General features: G+C 59.4%; 23 protein-coding genes, 1 tRNA gene, 1 pseudogene and 1 riboswitch. Of the genes and pseudogenes, 17 read left to right on the top strand and 8 right to left on the bottom strand.

Going from position 1 to position 18,331, the window contains the following annotated elements; genetic code table 11:
* Nucleotides 1–188, top strand: a 188-nt coding sequence (locus NW840_RS11155) for a hypothetical protein (protein ID WP_414344302.1), incomplete at its 5' end; no start/stop codon positions are given.
* Between the two features lie 56 nt (nucleotides 189–244).
* Nucleotides 245–317 (top strand) — tRNA-Glu (locus NW840_RS11150).
* A gap of 310 nt (nucleotides 318–627) precedes the next feature.
* Here NW840_RS11150 and NW840_RS11145 read toward each other — a convergent pair.
* Complete coding sequence (locus NW840_RS11145; protein WP_011434143.1) at nucleotides 628–975, bottom strand: DUF1815 family protein; 348 nt, start codon at nucleotides 973–975, stop codon at nucleotides 628–630.
* 486 nt (nucleotides 976–1,461) lie between these two features.
* Between NW840_RS11145 and NW840_RS11140 the strand changes: the two genes are divergently transcribed.
* Entirely contained in the window at nucleotides 1,462–2,709 is a 1,248-nt protein-coding gene (locus NW840_RS11140) for a URC4/urg3 family protein (protein WP_414329376.1), read from the top strand.
* On the opposite strand, the gene NW840_RS11135 is transcribed toward NW840_RS11140, so the two are convergent.
* Both NW840_RS11135 and cobO read right to left on the bottom strand, forming a co-directional pair.
* Nucleotides 2,706–4,109, bottom strand: coding sequence for a cobyrinate a,c-diamide synthase (locus NW840_RS11135; protein WP_414329375.1), 1,404 nt, complete (start codon nucleotides 4,107–4,109; stop codon nucleotides 2,706–2,708). The genes NW840_RS11140 and NW840_RS11135 overlap by 4 nt on opposite strands.
* A 16-nt stretch (nucleotides 4,110–4,125) precedes the next feature.
* Entirely contained in the window at nucleotides 4,126–4,719 is a 594-nt protein-coding gene (cobO, locus tag NW840_RS11130; protein ID WP_414344311.1) for a cob(I)yrinic acid a,c-diamide adenosyltransferase, read from the bottom strand.
* Between the two features lie 275 nt (nucleotides 4,720–4,994).
* Here cobO and NW840_RS11125 point away from each other — a divergent pair, with 275 nt between their 5' ends.
* Together NW840_RS11125 and metK are read left to right on the top strand one after the other, a co-directional pair.
* Nucleotides 4,995–5,363 (top strand): hypothetical protein, encoded by a 369-nt coding sequence (locus NW840_RS11125; protein ID WP_414344300.1) that lies wholly within the window; start codon nucleotides 4,995–4,997, stop codon nucleotides 5,361–5,363.
* 67 nt (nucleotides 5,364–5,430) lie between these two features.
* Nucleotides 5,431–5,542, top strand: a riboswitch (SAM riboswitch).
* 298 nt (nucleotides 5,543–5,840) lie between these two features.
* Complete coding sequence (gene metK / locus NW840_RS11120) at nucleotides 5,841–7,100, top strand: methionine adenosyltransferase (protein ID WP_041436796.1); 1,260 nt, start codon at nucleotides 5,841–5,843, stop codon at nucleotides 7,098–7,100.
* Between the two features lie 28 nt (nucleotides 7,101–7,128).
* Here metK and NW840_RS11115 read toward each other — a convergent pair whose 3' ends face one another.
* The 5 genes from NW840_RS11115 to NW840_RS11095 form a co-directional block, all read right to left on the bottom strand.
* Entirely contained in the window at nucleotides 7,129–7,644 is a 516-nt protein-coding gene (locus NW840_RS11115; protein WP_414344296.1) for a MogA/MoaB family molybdenum cofactor biosynthesis protein, read from the bottom strand.
* A gap of 36 nt (nucleotides 7,645–7,680) precedes the next feature.
* Nucleotides 7,681–8,208 carry a hypothetical protein gene (locus tag NW840_RS11110; protein ID WP_414344294.1) on the bottom strand — a complete coding sequence of 176 codons (528 nt, stop codon included), beginning with the start codon at nucleotides 8,206–8,208 and terminating at the stop codon, nucleotides 7,681–7,683.
* A gap of 184 nt (nucleotides 8,209–8,392) precedes the next feature.
* Nucleotides 8,393–8,776 carry a tetratricopeptide repeat protein gene (locus NW840_RS11105; RefSeq protein WP_414344292.1) on the bottom strand — a complete coding sequence of 128 codons (384 nt, stop codon included), beginning with the start codon at nucleotides 8,774–8,776 and terminating at the stop codon, nucleotides 8,393–8,395.
* Nucleotides 8,777–8,782: 6 nt separating this feature from the next.
* Nucleotides 8,783–9,523, bottom strand: coding sequence for a hypothetical protein (locus tag NW840_RS11100; RefSeq protein ID WP_414344290.1), 741 nt, complete (start codon nucleotides 9,521–9,523; stop codon nucleotides 8,783–8,785).
* 68 nt (nucleotides 9,524–9,591) lie between these two features.
* Nucleotides 9,592–11,460, bottom strand: a complete 1,869-nt coding sequence (locus NW840_RS11095; protein WP_414344287.1) for a hypothetical protein — start codon at nucleotides 11,458–11,460, stop codon at nucleotides 9,592–9,594.
* A gap of 614 nt (nucleotides 11,461–12,074) precedes the next feature.
* On the opposite strand from NW840_RS11095, the gene rplC reads away from it, so the two are divergent.
* From rplC to rplX, 12 genes and pseudogenes are all read left to right on the top strand, one after another.
* Nucleotides 12,075–12,719, top strand: a complete 645-nt coding sequence (gene rplC, locus NW840_RS11090; protein ID WP_414344285.1) for a 50S ribosomal protein L3 — start codon at nucleotides 12,075–12,077, stop codon at nucleotides 12,717–12,719.
* A 56-nt stretch (nucleotides 12,720–12,775) separates the two neighbouring features.
* A pseudogene (gene rplD, locus NW840_RS11085) lies at nucleotides 12,776–13,402 on the top strand (50S ribosomal protein L4); the annotation flags it as partial.
* A gap of 292 nt (nucleotides 13,403–13,694) precedes the next feature.
* Nucleotides 13,695–13,994 (top strand): 50S ribosomal protein L23, encoded by a 300-nt coding sequence (locus NW840_RS11080; RefSeq protein ID WP_414330452.1) that lies wholly within the window; start codon nucleotides 13,695–13,697, stop codon nucleotides 13,992–13,994.
* Nucleotides 13,995–14,043: 49 nt separating this feature from the next.
* The gene (gene rplB / locus NW840_RS11075; protein ID WP_414344282.1) at nucleotides 14,044–14,928 is read left to right on the top strand and encodes a 50S ribosomal protein L2; all 885 of its coding nucleotides are present in this window, start codon (nucleotides 14,044–14,046) and stop codon (nucleotides 14,926–14,928) included.
* Nucleotides 14,929–14,994: 66 nt separating this feature from the next.
* Entirely contained in the window at nucleotides 14,995–15,276 is a 282-nt protein-coding gene (gene rpsS, locus NW840_RS11070; protein WP_414331934.1) for a 30S ribosomal protein S19, read from the top strand.
* A gap of 45 nt (nucleotides 15,277–15,321) precedes the next feature.
* Entirely contained in the window at nucleotides 15,322–15,696 is a 375-nt protein-coding gene (gene rplV / locus NW840_RS11065) for a 50S ribosomal protein L22 (RefSeq protein ID WP_011434157.1), read from the top strand.
* 42 nt (nucleotides 15,697–15,738) lie between these two features.
* Nucleotides 15,739–16,509 (top strand): 30S ribosomal protein S3, encoded by a 771-nt coding sequence (gene rpsC, locus NW840_RS11060; protein ID WP_011434158.1) that lies wholly within the window; start codon nucleotides 15,739–15,741, stop codon nucleotides 16,507–16,509.
* A 55-nt stretch (nucleotides 16,510–16,564) separates the two neighbouring features.
* Nucleotides 16,565–17,032: a 50S ribosomal protein L16 gene (gene rplP, locus NW840_RS11055; protein ID WP_011434159.1), complete on the top strand. Its 468-nt coding sequence runs from the start codon at nucleotides 16,565–16,567 to the stop codon at nucleotides 17,030–17,032.
* Nucleotides 17,033–17,045: 13 nt separating this feature from the next.
* Nucleotides 17,046–17,267 (top strand): 50S ribosomal protein L29, encoded by a 222-nt coding sequence (rpmC, locus tag NW840_RS11050; protein WP_011434160.1) that lies wholly within the window; start codon nucleotides 17,046–17,048, stop codon nucleotides 17,265–17,267.
* A complete protein-coding gene (gene rpsQ, locus NW840_RS11045) occupies nucleotides 17,267–17,518 on the top strand; it encodes a 30S ribosomal protein S17 (protein ID WP_011434161.1) in 252 nt (83 codons plus the stop codon). The genes rpmC and rpsQ overlap by 1 nt, the downstream gene beginning before the upstream one ends.
* Nucleotides 17,515–17,883 carry a 50S ribosomal protein L14 gene (rplN, locus tag NW840_RS11040; RefSeq protein ID WP_011434162.1) on the top strand — a complete coding sequence of 123 codons (369 nt, stop codon included), beginning with the start codon at nucleotides 17,515–17,517 and terminating at the stop codon, nucleotides 17,881–17,883. The genes rpsQ and rplN overlap by 4 nt, the downstream gene beginning before the upstream one ends.
* On the top strand, nucleotides 17,883–18,281 hold the full coding sequence (gene rplX, locus NW840_RS11035; protein WP_414344280.1) for a 50S ribosomal protein L24: 399 nt from the start codon (nucleotides 17,883–17,885) through the stop codon (nucleotides 18,279–18,281). The genes rplN and rplX overlap by 1 nt, the downstream gene beginning before the upstream one ends.
* Nucleotides 18,282–18,331: the final 50 nt, after the last annotated feature.

Below are 18,331 nucleotides of genomic sequence, written 5' to 3'. Positions count from 1 at the left end.
GGAGGAGGGCTTTCCTCCCGACACCAAGCCTGCGGCTATGGTGCGGGCCTCCAGCCCGAAAATTTGGTGAAGCCAAGATGGACGTGATCCCAGATGAACCGATTGTGATTGCCAGCCTGCTGAGCCTGGCTTTGCTGGGGATCTTGATTCTGAACTTGGCAGGGCGTGGGTCTGGGGATGCAGATTAAAAGGTTGACAAGCTTACTTATCCTTCTTTAGGATTAGGATCGCCTTGTCGGAGAGCGCCCCCATCGTCTAGAGGCCTAGGACACATCCCTTTCACGGATGCGACAGGGGTTCGAATCCCCTTGGGGGTATTGGGTCAGAGTTATAAGATGAAGCCGTCAACAGGGGATCCCTGGCAGCGGTGACACCTTACTCAGACTTTACTCAGAGAGGCTTTGCCGCCACAAACCACTCCAGATACAAGCTGGGAGAGCGGGTCATCTGGGATCCCCATACAAGCGGCATGGGCAGCCAGCCAACTGCCACTCCGTCGAGGGGGATCCCTATTCCACCCTTACTCCTCAACAGGGGAAAAATCTCCAAAGCAGCGGCCTAGAAGGTTAGGCTTAGTTGTCCAATCGGCTACGGCTTGGGTTTGAGCAGACCTAGGGCCTGCCAGGATCAGGTGCTGGCCACCAGAGCTTCAGCCGGCGTGGCGGCGACCAACAGCTCATCTTTGATAAGCTCTGCCAGCTCCTGCAGTTGGCGAATCGCCTCTGCCCCTTCCAATTTCATAAGCTCCCGGTCATCCCGCATTTCTGTCCAGCTAATGGAGCATTCGGAAACCAAAAAGCGGATTAGGTGCCCCTCTCGTAAACTGACCATAAACGAGGCACTCTCGAAAGACGTACCACAGGTGTAGCAAGAGGCTGGGTAGCCCCGCTTCTCCAAAACGATGGCCAGAGCCTGCAAACTCATCACCAGATCTTGAACATAGCTGCGGTATTGTTCCGCCAACCGTGTGAACATCACACTCCTCCCTAACGGATTGGCACTTTTGGGGCTTAGCCTAGCTGCAAATGACCTAACTAGTAATTTATGCTTAGGGCTAGGATTACATCTATCATAACAATCGACAACCCCTCAAGGAAGTGGTTAAGGCCACAGAGTAGGCGAAGTCTACTTCAGTGAAATGTAGTATTCAACACTTCTCTTAACAGGGACATCAAAATTTACCTCGAGTCAATGCTCTTATCTATCGGGATCCTCACCCAGTGCTTGGCCCAGTCTTTTCTCAAAATGGCTCAGCGGCTGCTCGCGTCATCAGGACAGTTGCCTCAAAGCTTTCTCTTGCAAGGGTCTCACCGATCGCGAAGTAAGACGCGGTCTTTTGACAAGAGACCGGCGGGAGTGTCAAGTGGGCCAAGGCTTGCAGACGAATGCAGATCAAGGTGGGTTCCCGCCCGATTATGCTGAGAAAATTCTCGGCATGGACAATTGAGAAGGAACGGCTTGATGCTGACACCTGTTGATCTGGAAAAACGAGTGGCTTATTTGCAGAGTCCCCAAGCCATTCGGGATCGCTGTCGGTTGCTATTGGAAAGGGTTTTGGCCGGTGAATCAGAGCATTTTCGCCTCGACCTGAACCGGCTGGGATCCGTAGCCGACTATGTGATCACCACAATGCGGGCCCATTATCCCAACGGGGAAATTCCCTTCCACAGCCGCTGGCAACATTTTCAGGTGGGATCCGGGGAGCGCCTAACCCGTCTGGAAAATCGACTTAAAGACATGGATCCGCTGGAGCGGCTGCGATGCAAGTGGGATCTGGCCATCGTCAGCGTGTTGCTGGACGCAGGCGCAGGCTCTGCCTGGAAGTACTGGGATCCAGAAAGTCAGACGGTGGTGGGTCGTTCCGAAGGTTTGGCCTTGGCCAGTTTCGACTGGTTCTGGCGAGGTGGGTTTTCCAGCGATCCCCAACAGCCTCTGCAAGTGGATGCGGCGGCCCTGGAGCGGATCACCTCGACGGATTTGGCAGCAGCTTTTCAGGTGGGGCCGGAAAATCCTTTACTGGGACTGGAAGGACGCTGGCAACTGCTGCAAAGGTTGGCACAAGCTTTGTGGGCTCAACCTCATTACTTTGGATCCGGTCACAATCTTCCCCGTCCTGGCCGGTTGTGGGACGCCATCCAGCCTGAGGATCCCAGCGGTGGGATCGAGGCAGCACAGGTCTTCCAGGCAGTTCAGAGGGGGTTTAGCTCCATTTGGCCTGGGCGAGTCTCGCTGGCCGGGATCCCTCTGGGGGATGTCTGGCCCTATCCCCACCTGCCCCAAACGGAGCCGGGGAGCCATTGGGTGCCTTTTCACAAGTTGTCCCAATGGATGACCTATTCCCTGCTGGAGCCGTTGCAGCAGGAGGGGATCCCAATCGGGGGTTTGGATGAGCTGACGGGTTTGGCGGAGTATCGCAACGGGGGGCTGTTTGTGGATTTGGGGGTGATCCAGCTCAAGCAGCCGGAGATTGGTCAGCAACCGTATCCTCCAGATTCGACAGTGATTGTGGAGTGGCGGGCCCTGACGGCGATTTTGCTGGATCAAGTTGCCTCCTTAATCCGGGAAAGACTGGGTTGCTCTGCCCAAGAGTTGCCCCTGGTGAAGATACTGCAAGGGGGAACCTGGACGGCAGGACGGCAAATAGCGGCCCAGCTTAGGCCAGATGCTTCTCCTCCCATCCAACTGCTCAGCGATGGCACGGTTTTTTAGGGATCCCCTTTCGAGATTCTTAAGAAGTTCTGTAATAATCTCAGGGCCAAATCAGGACGGGATCCCCAGTGCAGATGCAGGTACGAAGCGTGAAGACGCTCGGTGGCCCATCCTTCCTGTTGAAGCTGGGCGGGGGATCCCCAGCTGTAGATTGGGCTGGGGGAGATGGGGGTGCTGCGGGAGCGGTGAAATTCATGCCCGCGCAGGCGATCCCCAGCTGGCGCCAGCAGGGTTGGGCGCAAAACGGCAGCTGCGCGGTAGCCCAAACACAGCCGGTTGGCCATGTCTACTGTGATGGGCAACAGCCCGGCCATCGGGTAGGTCTTTCCCTGAAAATCGGTAAGGGATTGGCCCAGCACCATCAGTCCGCCACACTCGGCGTAGAGGGGTGGGTGGGCGGGCGGGGGAGGTTGTTGGTTAATTCTCTCAGATAGAGGTGCTGCAAACAATTCCGGGAACCCTCCCCCCAGCAGCACGCCATCGCAGGGCTCCGGTGGCCATAGTCCCACCTGGAGGGGGGAATACTCCAGCAGCTCGGCTCCACAGGCCCGCAACAGATCCAAGTTGTCGGCGTAGTAGAAGTTAAAGGCGTGGTCTTGGGCCACCGCCACCCGTACCTGTTCGCAGCGGCGGGGCGGAGTCCTTTCGGTGAGAGGGGGGATCCCTGGCCACAGCTCTCCTACCGCTGGAGGAAGCCTCCGAATGAGGGGCAATAGGCTATCCCAATTGACGTGTTGCTCGGCCAGCTCGGCCCAGGCAGCTTGCCAGTGGGGGAAGTGATCCAGTTCTGAGACAGGCACCAACCCCAGGTGTCGGCTGGGCAACCGCAAATCCTCCCGCCGGGGAAACTGGCCCAAGACTGGGATCCCCGCTGCAGCCGCTGCCTGCTGCAAGATTTGTCCATGCCGCTCCGAGGCCACCCGGTTGAAAATCACCCCGGCAATGGAGAGGCGGGGATCCCAGCGGCTCAAGCCGTAGAGCAAAGCGGCCACCGTCGTTCCCATGCCGCTGCCATCGATCACCAGCACCACAGGGATCCCGAGCAGGCGGGCCACATGGGCGCTGCTGGCAAAAAAAGGCTCCGTTCCGCCCTCGGGGAGGGGCAGGGATCCCGGCGCTCGTCCATCGAAGAGGCCCATTACCCCCTCCACAATGGCTCCATCCTTGCCCTGGCAATGGTGGCGAAAGCAGCGCTGCACAAAGTCCTCGTCGGTCAAGAAGGGATCCAAAGTGCGACAGGGGATCCCGCTCACCGCCGTGTGAAACAGAGGATCAATGTAATCCGGCCCCACCTTGAAAGGTTGGATGCGCAGGCCCCGTCGCCTCAGAGCGGCCAACAGAGCCAGAGTGATGGTGGTTTTGCCGCTGCCGCTTGCTGCCGCCGCCAGCAGAATGGCCATCTTTCCTGCCCAAGGGTTAGAACTCGATGCCGATTTGCGCCTTGATCCCCTGGTCACGGAAGGGATGCTTGACCAAAGTCATCTCCGTCACCAGATCGGCTCGGTCGATCAACGCTGCCGGCGCGCCCCGCCCCGTCAAGATCAGGTGAACCCGCTCCGGTTTCTCCGCTAGCCCGGCCAACACCTCGTCCGGCGAGAGATATCCCAACTTGAGGGCGACATTGATCTCATCCAGAAGCACCAACTGAAACTCCCCGCTGGTGAACAGCTCCCGCCCCTTTTCCCAGGCCGCCTGTGCATGGGCGATGTCTCGCTCCCGGTCTTGGGTTTCCCAGGTAAAGCCCTCTCCCATGGCGTAAAAAGCTATTTTCCCCAGGCCCAGCTCTGGATGCTCGGCCAATTTCCGCAATAGCTTGGCTTCTCCTGGATCCCAGGCCCCCTTGATAAATTGCACCACCCCCACCGACAATCCCTGGCCGAGGGCGCGGAAGATCATGCCGAAGGCAGCCGTGGTCTTGCCCTTGCCCTGCCCCGTGTGCACGATGATCAAGCCCTTGTCATCTCGCATGCCCGACAGACGCTGCCGCTGGATCTGCTGGCGTTTTTGCATTCTTTGGCGATGCCGCCAGTTTGGGTCGGCCTCTGCGCCCGGTGAAGACTCCGCACCGCTATCGCAAGCGTCCTCAAGTTCTGTTGTCGAGAGGGGTTGGGATCCGGAAGCCGGTGCAGGCAAGCCAGACAGGGCGGGTTGGGCCATAATCAAAAGGAATCGAGATTCGCCACACAGGCTGAGGGGAACTGCACCACTGGCGCGACCGTCGGGGCAAACCCAAGTTCCCCACAGTGAACCGCCTTTATCCTAATCCGGTTTCATTCGGCTGGGATATGAGAGAACCGGCTGCCGCTTTCCGAGATAGCCTGCTAATGTACTGCTTCATCTGGGCAGTGCTGGCAATAGGGTGTTTTCAAGTCTTGCCCCGCATCCAAGTCGTATCTGCCGCCGAGTTGCAACCGTGGCTAGCGCCCAGCTACTTTGCAGGTCTGGGGGGATCCCTATTGGCAGCCTTGGGATCCCTGTTGGCCATCTCAGCCGAAACGACGCCAAATCCTGACGACAAAAAGCATCTGCACCGCTTGGCTTGGGGATTGGGGACAGTTGGCTTTCTCGGCGTTCTCTCCCCCCTGGGCTTGGCCGGCGCATTCTTTCTCAAAGCCGCTCAGGGGACAGACTGGTGGCAGGGTCTGTTTGGCTGAAGCCGCCCACAGCTTATTTTTTTGACAAATGGGCGGAGGTTGGGGGTACTATAGGGACAAGTTCCGTTCTTTATCCAGAGCAGACTGAGGGACCAGGCCCAATGAAGCTGCGGCAACCCGGCGGAAGCCTCCGCTATGGTGCCAATTCCTGCGGTTAGTCAGTAACCGAAAGATAAAGGCAATAAAGTTTTCTCTAGAGGATAGCCCTCTTTGGCGGGGGACTTTTCTGGCAACTTTATCCTTTAGCAGCTCCCATAGCTCTGGTCGCGGCAGCGGGGCAAGGCCTTCGCGGCAGTGCTGGTGCGTCAGCGGTGCAGAACGCTTGCTGGTTGCTGGGCCTTTCCTCTGGCTGAGTTGGGGCTGGTGCGGAGCACCTGGGGATCCCTGGTTGGCTCTTTCTCCGACGGATAATGAACGAGCGGGTGAGCCTTGTTTTTTGTTCAGGTTCTCAGTTCTAGCTTTTAAGGAGAAGGTTCGTTGTCCAAGTCGTTTTTGTTTTCCTCGGAGTCGGTGACGGAGGGGCACCCCGACAAAATCTGCGATCAGATCTCCGATGCCATCGTGGATGCCCTCTTGACGGCGGATCCCCTCAGTCGGGTGGCCGCCGAGGTGGTGGTCAATACGGGCCTGGTTTTGTTGACCGGGGAGATCACCTCGCAAGCGCAGGTCAACTTCACCCGTCTGGTGCGGGACAAGGTGGCCGAAATTGGCTATACCGATGCCAAGAATGGGTTTTGTGCAGAAAGCTGCGCGGTGTTGGTGGCTTTCGATGAGCAATCTCCCGATATTGCCCAAGGGGTGAACATGGCCCTGGAAAGTCGCGGCTCCCAGGAAGATCAATTCGACTTGGTCGGGGCCGGGGATCAGGGGTTGATGTTTGGCTTTGCCTGCGATGAAACTCCCGAGTTGATGCCCTTGCCCATTAGCTTGGCCCACCGCCTCAGCCGCCAGTTGGCCACGGTTCGCAAAAACGGCACCCTGCCCTATCTGCGCCCGGATGGCAAAACGCAGGTGACTGTGGCCTATGAGGAAGGTCGCCCGGTGGGCATTCACACCCTGCTCATCTCCACCCAGCACACACCCACGATTGGCGCCATTACGGAAGAGGCGGCGGTGCAAGAGCGGATCCGCGCCGATCTCTGGGAGGCAGTGGTCACGCCGGTGTTTGCCGAGCTGCCCATCAAGCCGGATAGCCACACCCGCTTCCTCACCAATCCCACCGGCAAGTTTGTCATCGGCGGCCCTCAGGGAGATGCGGGCCTGACCGGACGCAAGATCATCGTCGATACCTACGGCGGCTATTCTCGCCATGGGGGCGGGGCCTTCTCCGGCAAGGATCCCACCAAGGTGGATCGCAGCGCTGCCTATGCGGCTCGTTACGTGGCCAAGAACATCGTGGCAGCTGGCTTGGCGCAAAAATGTGAAGTGCAGGTGAGCTACGCCATTGGGGTAGCCCGCCCCATCAATATTTTGGTGGAAACCTTTGGCACAGGGCGCATCCCCGACGAAGAGCTGTTGCGGCTGGTGCAGCGCCACTTCGATCTGAGGCCGGCAGCCATTTTGGCCCAGTTCCAACTGCGGGAGCTGCCCCGCCAACGGGGGGGACGCTTCTACCAAAATGTAGCGGTCTATGGTCACTTCGGGCAAACCCATCTGGATCTGCCCTGGGAGCGCACCGATAAAGCCGCTCTGCTGCGGGAGGAGGCTCTTGCCAAGGCGACTGCCCTCTTGGCCTAAGAGGGGATCACTAAGACGGCCTGCTGCCTCAATGCTTGCCCTGGTGCAGTTGCTTAACCAGGTGGGGTAGCTCCGGCAGGATCAGGCTGCGCATAGCCAGTTGCACGGCTGCTGGGGAGCCAGGCATGGAAAAGATCAAGCACTTTCCGTGGATCCCGGCGATGGCCCGAGAGGCGATGGCCCGACTGCCAATCTGGGCATAGCTGAGCTGGCGGAAGATCTCCCCAAAACCGGGCAAGGTTTTCTCTAAGAGAGCCTCAATGGCGTCATAGGTGGTGTCGCGGGGGGCGATGCCTGTGCCGCCATTCAACAGGATCACCGGCAGGGATCCGGCCCAATCCTGAACCTGCTCTCGAATGAGCTGCGGTTCATCTCGGAGAATGCAATATCTCTCCACCCGGTGGCCGGACTCCTGGAGGGCTGTGCAGATAAACTGGCCGCTGTGATCGGTTTCAGGGGTGCGTGTGTCGCTGACGGTGATCACCCCACAGGGCAAGGAGGCAATGTGCTCTGCACCGCTGTCGCGATCAAGGGGAAAGGTCATGGCCAGGATCCCTGAGGAAAGAGAGTGGCAAGCCCATCAAGACTGTCCCTGAGGGGGCTCGGCAGGAGTTGGAGGGTCAACGACCGTCTGCTGGAGCTCTAGGATCCCTGAGGACTCTGCCCCACCAGCACGGGCGAGTTGGGGAGGAGGGGACTGGGCAAGCAGGCGGCGCAGCTTGGGGGGAAGCTCCTGCAACTGCTCCAACAACAAGTTTAGAGATATGGCCGGTTCTCGGGAAAACAGGGATCCTGCGAGGGGTACCGGCGGCAACGGAGAACAGGCAAGGGCAGCCGAAGCCAAAGAGCGGATCCGCTCCTGCTGCTCCTGCCAAAGGAACTGGCCGATTTCTGGGGGAAAGGTAAGATGAGGAGAGCCGCGACGCTGCCAAAGGCGGAGAAGCTGCTCCACAGAGGCGGCCTTGTACCGCCCCTGGTAGAGGGCTTCTAGCAAGGCTGCCGGGATCCAAAGATCCGGGAACAACTGGCTCCAGCGCTCCACCCAAACCTGGCTGGGTTGACCTTCCAGCTCAAACCCATAGTGCTCCAGAAAGGTGGCAGGATCCATCAGCCCATGGCAGCCCAAGGAAACTCAACCCAAGCTAGTCCAGATCCGCCGAGACAAAGGGGAGATAAAGCCTTTCTCCCTGGATCTCGCAAGACAGCTCTCGTCCAAGAATACCCCTATTTGCCTTTCATGAAGGCTCTGTGAAGAGGCTATAAAGCTGCAAAGCTGCGGTACGCTTAAAGACTCAGTGGCTGACAGGCCCCAGCTCAAGCGCTGCCTCCAGAGCGCGCTCGCTATCAGGAAACTGCGTCAGCAGCCGTCCTAGGAAGGCGACATCTCCCGTCAGGCCGTACAGAGCCATGAGCACATCCCCAGCATAGCGGCTCTGGGGGAAGCGGTTCAGCAGCTCATTGCCGGCGTAGATCGCCTGGCGGGCATAGCCATCCTGCAGGGCTTTGGCTTCCAGAAAGTAGCTGTAGCTGAGGCTGCCAGGATCCACGTAGTCCGGCAGTGACGTGTCGAACAAGCTGGTATCTTCTGTCACTCCTGGGGGGAAGCCCGGCAGCGGATAGATGGCTGCCGTTTCCTCGGGAGGGTAGGTGGTGTACTGGCGGTAGAGGATCAGCACCTGCCGCTACAGGCTTTCTTCCTGAAGATGGGCAGGGGCGGTGGGATCCGCCAGCACAGAGCCGAGTAACTCTGCTGCTACAGCATGGTGATTGGCCCGCTGATAGTCCGATAGAGAACTGGAGGAAGCTGGTTGCGGCGGCCCGCTTCCATCAGCATCCCCACTCAGGCCACCGGCACGGGTTTGGTTAAACAGCCACAGGTACCCATTGCGCCAACCGTCGGCAGCGGCCCAGTGGGCGGCCAGTTGATAGCGTTGTTGGGGAGTGGATTGGGCTTGCCAACGGCTCAATTGGCGCCAGCGTTCTCGTTGGGCCTGGATTTTCGGTTGCAGAGGGGTGCGGCTGGCGGGCACGGGATCCCAGTCGTCCAGCCAGTAGCCGCCATCCAGCAAGGGGTAGCGATCCAACACAGCATCCAAAGCCAGATTTTCCGTCAGCTGCAGGGCTAGGTCGTAGCGGTGTTCGCGGGCGAAGCGAACCGCCAGAGCATAGCGGACGGCGGCGGCCAGAGGATGCTCGCCGTGGCGGTCGAGAAAAGCTTGCAACTCGCTGGGGGTTGCACCGCTGTCTAAGAGCAAAAGCAGGCGGCGGCGCAAGACGTAGCGCATGTCTCCATCGCCGAAGGGATCCGCCAGCCAATTGGCCAAAAGGACCAGTGCTTCTTCCCTTTTGCCCTGCCACTCCAAGGTGCGTGTCAGCCAGAGGGGCGGCTGCGCCGCTTTTCTAAAACCCTTGCCTTTGACCATTCCTGCAGTGCATCCCCCGATTTCTTGGAGGCCTGAGTTGCCAGCACCCTTTCAGGATAGGCTCTCCCTTAGCCGGCGGTTGCCATGGCCTTCAACCCCTTCAAAATCAGGTAGTCCAGAATACTGGTGTTCTCCTCGCCGCGATAATTAAAATTGGAGCGCACCAGCCACAGCCCCTTCTGAGTGCGGCAACAGAGGTTCAGCAGCGTGCGGGCCAAAATCTGTTGACGCGCCTGTAAATCCCGCGCCGCATCGAAAACCTCCCCGTCCCATTCCGGCGTCAGCACACGGCTGTTGTAGAGCACATGCCAGAGGGAGCGGGACCAGCTGGGGTTGGTGATATCAAACCAAAATTGGTAATCCGCCTCCAAACCCCGAGTGATGTAGGCCCCCGGAGTTGCAACTACCAAGTAACGGGAATAGTCGGGCTCGAAGCGGCTGCTGCTGGGGGTCTGTCCCGAGCGGATCATGGCCAAAAAGGCGGGATCCCCTTCGGCAGGGAAGGCCTGACGAAACCGTTGTGCCGCTTCCATCAATACGCGCAGCAGCTCTTGATCCTGAGGGGAAGCAATCGCCGGGGCTAAGTGATCGGCAAAAAACTGCTGGAAGAAAGCGGCCAATGAAGGGCCGGGACGATAGCCGCGCAGCCAATCGAACAGTCGCTGGTAGCGCTCCAGGTTGGCAAACCCCACCCGCTCCGGCTGCCGTACTGCTGTTCGGGGACGCAGAGAACGCCCCACCGGATCCCAGGTATCTTCGGCCAACAGAGCCGCCCGGATGGGATCCAGCCCCAGCACCCAGCTCAACATCAGCCGCCAAGCCGGCAAAGTGGGAAAAGCACCCCACTCGGGATGGGCCAATTCTGCTGCCGTCAGCACCGCCCGCACCAAGGGATAGCGGATCAACGCCGGGAAGGGGGCAATCGACAAAACCGGCACTTCCGACAACTGCTCCTGCAAGCTCAGGCTCACCCCCACATCCATACGGGGCAGCAAAACAGCGATGCGATGGGCCGGGATCCCGGCCCCCAAAAGCCGGCGAATTTGGGCAACCATCACCTCCACCGCCGCAAACTGGGTCTCTTCCTCCAGCGTTTGCACCAGCGGCAGTCCTCCCCCCTGCGGCTCGGGCAGCGGATGAGAAAACTGGGGATCCAACACCCGCGCAATCTGCACCCCTAAGCGGATCATGCCTGCTGAAGCGCGATGGCTCCCCTCCAGAAACCGAACCTGCGTTTTTGCCATCAAGAAGTCAGCTACTGCCTCTGGGATCCCGGTCAAAGAGACCCCGCCGCCGAGGGTGTAGCTGAAAAATTGACTTTGCAGATGGGATTGCCCCTGCCGGTAAAACTCCAGCGCCACCCCGCAACTGTCTTCCGCCTGATCCACAATCAGGTGATCCCACTCTTGCCAAAACTCCGCCAGCGGCAGGATGTGCTCGCCAAACAGCCGAATTTGCAGGCCAAAATCCAGGGATCCCAACCGAAGCGCTGCCTCCCACAGCCGACCCACACAGCAGCCCATTGCCTGCAAAGCCTCTGCCCGCCGCGGATCTGCCTCCTCGGGCCAAGCCCGGGCCAGCCGGGATCCCACCACCTCTGCCGGCAAACCCGAAGCCCCCGCAATATAAGCAGCACTGCTGATCTGATCCCAGATCTGGAACTCCTTGAGCCCGACCCCGGCAAAGGCTTCCCCATGCCGAGGGCACAAAGCGCAGGCTCGTTCGCAGAGAAATTGAGTGAGATCTTTGGCCAAGGGGATCGGCTCAAACTGAGGAGGCAACTGAGGAAGGCGGGCACACACCTGCGGCCAATGATCGGCCAACGAGCGTCCCACCCGCTGCAAGAACGTTTCGATCCGCCACGGCCCCACCAAGCCCGAACTGGACTGCTGCAAGCGCCGCAGCACCTCATCCGCTTGCCGTTGACTCCGCACCAAAAATAAGACCCGGCCCGGATCGGCTCCTGCCTGCAACAATCTCCGATAGTGATCTACACAAGCCTGGGTCAGCCCACTGCCTGCCCAGCCCATTACACTTTGGAAGGGAGATGGCTTCCCTGGCCAATGGCTCTTTTCTTCCACTTGAGCTGCCCTTACCCTCTCCGGCCTCTCCAACCAACCCATTTTCTCAGCAAAAGTCTGGACAAACGGGCCTTCGCTTCATTATGATTGTTTTCCGTTGCCAACTGAGTCCATCCGCTTTGGCGACCCGGCGCGCTGCTACACCAGATACTGCCTCTTTAGCAGGTAAGTCTGAGCAGCTCTCAACAAAAGCAGTTTGGCGTGCAGCTTTGGGGGTGAACTAAGCAAAAGGCTCAGCGTTGCCGGCGCTGAACTTGGCCTCGGGGGATCCCTACCTTGCTCTTTCGCCTCAGCCGGCAGACTCAGCTTTGTCTTGAGCTTCCTGCTGCCACGCTATTGCTGTATGCCTATCCATCCGGCTAACTGAGCCATTGGCCTACGGCCCGCTTCGCGAACGGCTAGCCGATTGTCGGAGTGAGCTGGCTCTCAGTTGATGAAAACGAGTCGTGCAGGCTCGATTGGAGGTTCTTGTGGCACTTGGCATCCTCGGAAGAAAAGTCGGCATGACCCAGATCTTCTCACCAGAGGGGCTGGCCATTCCGGTTACCGTCGTACAGGCGGGGCCTTGCACCGTGACCCAGATCAAAACCCAGGCCACAGACGGCTACAACGCCATTCAGTTGGGCTACTTGCCCACCACTGAAAAGCATCTCACGCGGGCGCAGCGGGGCCACCTCAGCAAAGCAGGGGTAACAGAGCTGCTGCGCCACCTGCGGGAGTTCCGGGTTGACCAGCCAGAAGCCTACCAGTTGGGGCAGAAAATTACCGTCGAGATGTTCTCCCCTGGCCAATTGGTGGATGTGGCCGGTACCTCCATCGGGCGAGGGTTTGCCGGCTATCAAAAGCGCCACCACTTCGGTCGTGGCCCCATGTCCCACGGCTCCAAAAACCACCGCCGACCGGGCTCCATTGGCGCCGGCACAACCCCGGGCCGCGTGTTTCCGGGGATGCGCATGGCGGGGCGGTTGGGAGGTGGCCGAGTCACCACCCGCAAATTGCAGTTGGTGCAGGTGGATCCGGAGCGGGATCTGTTGGTGATTAAGGGTTGCGTGCCCGGGGTAGAAGGAGGGCTGCTGGAGATCACCCCTGCCAAGCAGGTGGGCAACAAGCGCTAAGGAGGGATCCCTGGGTGAAACCAAGGTTGACCGGCATCCGCAAAGACGAGGGAACCATGGCAAGTTGTGTGGTGAAAAATTGGCAAGGGGAAACGGTGGGCAGCGCGGAGCTGAGCCTTAAAGTTGCTCGTCCCGAAACAGCCGCCCACATCCTCTATCTGGCACTGCGCCGGCAGATGACCAATGCTCGTCAGGGCAACGCCCACACCAAGACCCGAGCTGAGGTGCGCGGCGGCGGTCGCAAGCCTTGGAAGCAGAAAGGCACCGGTCGGGCCCGTGCCGGTTCCATCCGCTCCCCACTTTGGCGCAAAGGGGGGGTGATCTTCGGCCCCCGCAAGCGGGAATACAACCTGGCCATGAACCGCAAAGAACGGCAACTGGCCCTGCGCACCGCTCTGCAAAGTCGGGTGGAAGACCTGATCGTCGTGGAGGATTTCCAGGAGCAGCTCAACCCGCCCAAAACCCGTGCTGTGGCCCAGGCTTTGCTGCGCTGGGGGGTGATGGAAGATCAATCGGCTCTGCTCATCGTTGCCGAACGCTCGGAAGCCGTAGAGCGGGCCGTGCGCAACATCGCCCGCGTTAAGCTGATCGGCCTGGATCAGATCAACGTTTTCGATCTGCTCAACGTCGATTGGGTGCTGATCACCGTTTCTGCCCTAGAGCAGCTCAAGGCCCGTTGGGGATCCGACGCTGCGCCGGCAGTTCTGGAGACTCCCTCTGAGGATGCACCTCAGGCCGACATAGCGGAAGATCAGGCCCTGCCTGGAGATCGGTTAGAGGATCAGGCTGCTTCAGAAAGCGAACACGAGGAAGAAGGGCAGGAAGACCAAGCTGACCTTCAAGGACGTCCAGCAGATCCGCAGGGGCCAGAAGAGCAAACCGAAGAGCCCCAAGATCCAGCAGAAGAACTGGCTCAAGGAGCAGAGCCGTCAACGGTAGAAGAGGCCGAAGCAGCCCCAGCAGAGGAGGAAAGCGATGACTGAGAGCAAGCGGATCCTGGCCGACGTCCTGTTGCGCCCCGTCATCACCGAAAAGGCAACCGCCTTGATGGAGCAGCGCAAATATGTCTTTGAAGTGCTGCCCACCGCCACCAAGCCGCTCATCCGAGCTGCCGTCGAAGAAATGTTCCGCGTGCGAGTTACTTCCGTCAACACCCTGAAGCTCCCGCGCAAGCAACGGCGGGTGGGCCGCTTTGTGGGCTACCGCACCCGTCCCAAGCGAGCCATCGTGACCTTGGCGGAGGGAGATTCCATCACCCTCTTCCCGGACACCTGAACGCCCCTTTTGAGCTGTTGTTGTCCCGTCCCCCACCCCTACCTGAGCCATGGGCATTCGTACTCTCCGACCCTACACCCCCAGCACCCGTCACATGACGGTCTCTGACTTCGAGGAGCTGTCCCGTGACGAGAACGGAAAGCGGCCCAGACCGGAAAAGTCGCTGCTGCAATTTATTCACCGCAAGAAAGGGCGCAACAACCGTGGCGTCATCACCTGCCGGCACCGCGGTGGTGGCCACAAGCGGCTTTACCGCATCATCGACTTCCGTCGCGACAAGCGGGGGATCCCGGCGACCGTCAAAACTGTGGAGTACGATCCCAACCGTAGCGCCCACATCTGCCTGGTGGAATACGAAGACGGCGAGAAACGCTACATCCTCGCTCCCCGCAACCTACAGGTGGGATCCACCATCATGGCCGGGCCAGAGGCCCCCTTTGAGATCGGCAATGCCATGCCCCTGGAGCGGATCCCCTTGGGAACGGTGGTTCACAATGTGGAGCTGTATCCCGGTCGCGGCGGGCAGATCGTTCGCGCCGCCGGGGCTGGCGCTCAAGTGGTGGCCAGAGAAGGCAAATATGTCTCCCTCAAGCTGCCCTCCGGCGAAGTCCGCATGATCCGCGGCGAGTGCTACGCCACCATCGGCCAACTGGGCAACGTTGACCACAACAACATCAGCCTGGGCAAGGCGGGTCGTAGCCGTTGGTTGGGGCGCCGTCCCAAGGTGCGTGGCTCGGTGATGAACCCTGTGGATCATCCCCATGGTGGCGGGGAAGGGCGAGCCCCCATAGGCCGCAGTACCCCCGTCACCCCTTGGGGCAAGCCCACCCTGGGGTACAAGACCCGCAAACGCAACAAGCCCAGCAACAAATTCATCGTGCGCGGTCGCCGTCGCGGAGGCCGCCGGGACAAGGGCGGAAGGGCTGCCCAATAGCCGTCTGGCCATGCGCTTCCTGAAGCTTCTTCGATGGTCATTGCTTGTCAAACAGTTGAGGTTCTTATGGGACGTTCGCTGAAAAAAGGCCCCTTTGTGGATGCCAAGCTGCTTCTCAAGGTGGAGAAGATGAACGAGCGCAACGAGAAGCACATGATCAAGACCTGGTCGCGGGCCAGCACCATCTTGCCGGTCATGATCGGCCACACCATCGCCGTTCACAACGGCAAGCAACACGTGCCCATCTACATCACCGATCAGATGGTGGGTCACAAGCTGGGGGAATTCGTTCCCACCCGTACCTTCCGCGGTCACGCGGGGAGCGACAAAAAAGCCGCTCGCCGTTGAGAGGAATAACGAACAGGAAAGTATCGAGTAGGCAAGGAGAGGGCCATGGCCGATTCATCCCCTGAGGTTAAAGCGGTAGCCCGCTATATCCGCATGTCCCCCTTTAAAGTGCGGCGGGTGTTGGATCAGATCCGTGGGCGCACCTATGCCGATGCCCTGATTCTTTTGGAGTTCATGCCCTACGCTGCCTGTGAGCCGGTTCGTAAGGTGCTGCGCTCGGCGGTGGCCAACGCAGAGCACAACAACGGCTTGGATCCCCGGGATCTGGTGATCAGCCAGGCCTATGCTGATCAGGGGCCCGTCCTGAAACGGTTTCGCCCCCGCGCCCAAGGGCGGGCCTACCCCATTCGCAAGCGCACCTGTCACATCACCATCGCCGTCCGGCCCATAGAGGAAGCTGAAGCGGCGACGGCCTCTTAACCTCCTGTATTTCTAGCCCTTTACCCTTCAACCGACACCACCATGGGACAGAAGATCCACCCCACCGGTTTCCGCCTCGGCGTGATTAAGGAGCATCGCAGCCGCTGGTTTGCCGATCCAGCCCGCTACCCAGCCTTGTTACAGGAGGACGACCAGATTCGCACCTACCTGACCAAGCAACTGAGCAGTGCTGGTTTGGCCGATATCCAAATTGAACGCAAAGCGGATCAAATTGACCTGGAGATCCGGGCTGCTCGCCCTGGGGTAGTTGTGGGTCGGGGCGGATCCAGCCTAGAGACTTTGCGCCAAGGTCTACAGAAAGAGCTGTCCGCGCTAGCGGGACAAAGCCCTGGTTCACGAGGTGGTGGCGAGCGAACCATTCGCATCAATGTAGTAGAGGTCACCCGTGCCGATGCCGAGGCGACCTTGTTGGCGGAAAACATTGCCCAACAGTTGGAACGGCGGATTGCCTTTCGCCGCATCGTGCGCCAGGTGATCCAACGGGCCCAGCGGGCAGGCGTACAAGGGATCAAAATCCAAATTGCCGGGCGTCTGAACGGGGCCGAGATTGCCCGCACCGAATGGACGCGGGAGGGGCGGATCCCTTTGCACACCTTGCGGGCCGACATCGACTACGCCGAGCACCTCGCCCACACCACTTTCGGCATCATCGGGGTCAAGGTCTGGGTCTTCAAAGGGGAAGTTCTGCCCGGGCAGGAACGCCACGAACAGAAGTTTCCCCTGCAACAGCCCAAACGTCGGCAGCAGCGGCGGCGGCCCACCTTTGAAGATCGCTCGGCTCAGGAGGCCTGAGGGCCAACACCGGAACGTCCAGGGATCCCTATCGCAGTTGACTTAAGGAACGGCCATGTTAAGCCCCAAACGCACCAAGTACCGCAAGCAACAGCGCGGGCGCATGAAAGGCAAAGCGACCCGTGGCAACCGCATCAACTTTGGGGAATACGGCCTTGTGGCCCTAGAACCCGCCTGGATTACAGCTCGACAGATCGAGGCCAGCCGTCGAGCCATGACCCGCTATGTTCGGCGGGGTGGCCAAATCTGGATTCGCATCTTTCCCGACAAGCCCGTTACTCAGCGAGCTGCTGAAACCCGCATGGGATCCGGTAAAGGCAACCCTGAGTACTGGGTTTGCGTCGTCAAGCCGGGCCGTATCCTCTTCGAAATGGGGGGAGTGGCAGAGCCTATCGCCCGCGAGGCCATGCGCCTTGCCGCCCAGAAGCTGCCCATTAAGGTCAAGTTTGTAACCAAAGCCGACTTTGAAAAGCCAGAGCCCGCCCAGGCAACGGCTTCAGAGGTGGCCACCAGCAGTGTATGAGGAGAGTTCAGCCATGCCCATGCCCAAAATTGCTGATGCCCGTGCTTTATCGGACGAAGAGCTGAGCAACGAAATCTACGCCGTCAAGAAAGAGCTGTTTGAGCTGCGTTTGCAGCAGGCCACGCGGCAGTTGAACCAGCCCCATCTCATCCGGCTGCGCAAACACAAGCTGGCGCAACTACTAACTGTGGAGGGAGAGCGTAAGCGGGGCAAACGCCCAACCAAGGAGGAGTAATGGCTGTTCGGGAGAAGATTGGCATTGTTGTCAGCAACAAGATGCAAAAAACGGTGGTTGTTGCTGTGGAAAATCGAGTTGCTCACCCGAAGTACGGCAAGATCGTCGTCAAGACCAAGAAGTTTAAGGCCCACGACGAGGAAAACCGCTGTCAAGAAGGGGATCTGGTGCGCATCACGGAAACCCGTCCCCTTAGCCGCACCAAGCGTTGGCAAGTTGCCGAAATCCTGAGGGAGGTGAAGAAACTATGATTCAGCAGCAAACTATGCTGACGGTGGCCGACAACACCGGTGCTCGCAAGATGATGTGTATTCGCGTGCTGGGCAGCAGTGGCCGTCGCTACGCCAGCTTGGGCGATGTGATCATTGGTGTCGTCAAGGATGCCCTGCCCAACATGCCCGTCAAAAAATCCGATGTTGTCAAGGCCGTTGTTATCCGCACCGTCGATACGGTACGTCGCCCTGACGGCATGTGCATCCGCTTCGACGACAACGCCGCCGTGATCATCAACAATGATGGCAATCCCCGTGGAACTCGTGTTTTCGGCCCTGTAGCCCGCGAGCTGCGGGAGAAAAACTTCACCAAGATCATCTCCCTGGCCCCGGAGGTACTCTGATGGTTCGCCCCCTCAAACCCAGCCAAATTCAGCGCCTAGTTCGGCGCCCCGGCATTCGCAAGCACCGCAACAGCCTGCGCTACAAAATGTGTATCAAGCAAGGGGATACCGTGCAGGTGATCTCCGGCGATGACAAAGGCAAAATCGGCGAGGTGCTGCGCGTTTTTCCCGAGTGCAACATGGTTTTGGTGGAAGGGGTTAACATTGTTACCTACCACCGTAAACCCCAGCGAGAAGGGGAAAGTGGCCGAATTGAGACCAAGGAAGCTCCCATTCCCGTCTGCAAAGTGATGGCCTATTCCAAGAAGCAGGAGGTGGCCAGCCGTATCGGCTATCAAATCACCGCCGATGGTCGCAAGGTTCGCGTCCTTAAGAAAACGGGTGAGATTCTCGACTAAGCTTTTGATCCCTTTCCACCATTGGTTTGGCTCTGACCCAGCCCAGAGCC

This window comes from Synechococcus sp. R5-13 (assembly GCF_047462015.1).
Classification (GTDB): domain Bacteria; phylum Cyanobacteriota; class Cyanobacteriia; order Thermostichales; family Thermostichaceae; genus Thermostichus.
Note: the sequence above shows the minus strand (reverse complement) of the source record. Positions and strands in the feature narration are given on the sequence as shown.

What these genes read in the sequence shown, in the direction of transcription:
- NW840_RS11145 (WP_011434143.1), bottom strand. Translation starts at nt 975, where the DNA reads ATGTTCACACGGTTGGCGGAACAATACCGCAGCTATGTTCAAGATCTG.
- NW840_RS11140 (WP_414329376.1), top strand. Translation starts at nt 1,462, where the DNA reads ATGCTGACACCTGTTGATCTGGAAAAACGAGTGGCTTATTTGCAGAGT.
- NW840_RS11135 (WP_414329375.1), bottom strand. Translation starts at nt 4,109, where the DNA reads ATGGCCATTCTGCTGGCGGCGGCAGCAAGCGGCAGCGGCAAAACCACC.
- cobO (WP_414344311.1), bottom strand. Translation starts at nt 4,719, where the DNA reads ATGCAAAAACGCCAGCAGATCCAGCGGCAGCGTCTGTCGGGCATGCGA.
- NW840_RS11125 (WP_414344300.1), top strand. Translation starts at nt 4,995, where the DNA reads ATGAGAGAACCGGCTGCCGCTTTCCGAGATAGCCTGCTAATGTACTGC.
- NW840_RS11115 (WP_414344296.1), bottom strand. Translation starts at nt 7,644, where the DNA reads ATGACCTTTCCCCTTGATCGCGACAGCGGTGCAGAGCACATTGCCTCC.
- NW840_RS11110 (WP_414344294.1), bottom strand. Translation starts at nt 8,208, where the DNA reads ATGGATCCTGCCACCTTTCTGGAGCACTATGGGTTTGAGCTGGAAGGT.
- NW840_RS11100 (WP_414344290.1), bottom strand. Translation starts at nt 9,523, where the DNA reads ATGGTCAAAGGCAAGGGTTTTAGAAAAGCGGCGCAGCCGCCCCTCTGG.
- NW840_RS11080 (WP_414330452.1), top strand. Translation starts at nt 13,695, where the DNA reads ATGACTGAGAGCAAGCGGATCCTGGCCGACGTCCTGTTGCGCCCCGTC.
- rplB (WP_414344282.1), top strand. Translation starts at nt 14,044, where the DNA reads ATGGGCATTCGTACTCTCCGACCCTACACCCCCAGCACCCGTCACATG.
- rpsS (WP_414331934.1), top strand. Translation starts at nt 14,995, where the DNA reads ATGGGACGTTCGCTGAAAAAAGGCCCCTTTGTGGATGCCAAGCTGCTT.
- rplV (WP_011434157.1), top strand. Translation starts at nt 15,322, where the DNA reads ATGGCCGATTCATCCCCTGAGGTTAAAGCGGTAGCCCGCTATATCCGC.
- rpsC (WP_011434158.1), top strand. Translation starts at nt 15,739, where the DNA reads ATGGGACAGAAGATCCACCCCACCGGTTTCCGCCTCGGCGTGATTAAG.
- rplP (WP_011434159.1), top strand. Translation starts at nt 16,565, where the DNA reads ATGTTAAGCCCCAAACGCACCAAGTACCGCAAGCAACAGCGCGGGCGC.
- rpmC (WP_011434160.1), top strand. Translation starts at nt 17,046, where the DNA reads ATGCCCATGCCCAAAATTGCTGATGCCCGTGCTTTATCGGACGAAGAG.
- rpsQ (WP_011434161.1), top strand. Translation starts at nt 17,267, where the DNA reads ATGGCTGTTCGGGAGAAGATTGGCATTGTTGTCAGCAACAAGATGCAA.
- rplN (WP_011434162.1), top strand. Translation starts at nt 17,515, where the DNA reads ATGATTCAGCAGCAAACTATGCTGACGGTGGCCGACAACACCGGTGCT.
- rplX (WP_414344280.1), top strand. Translation starts at nt 17,883, where the DNA reads ATGGTTCGCCCCCTCAAACCCAGCCAAATTCAGCGCCTAGTTCGGCGC.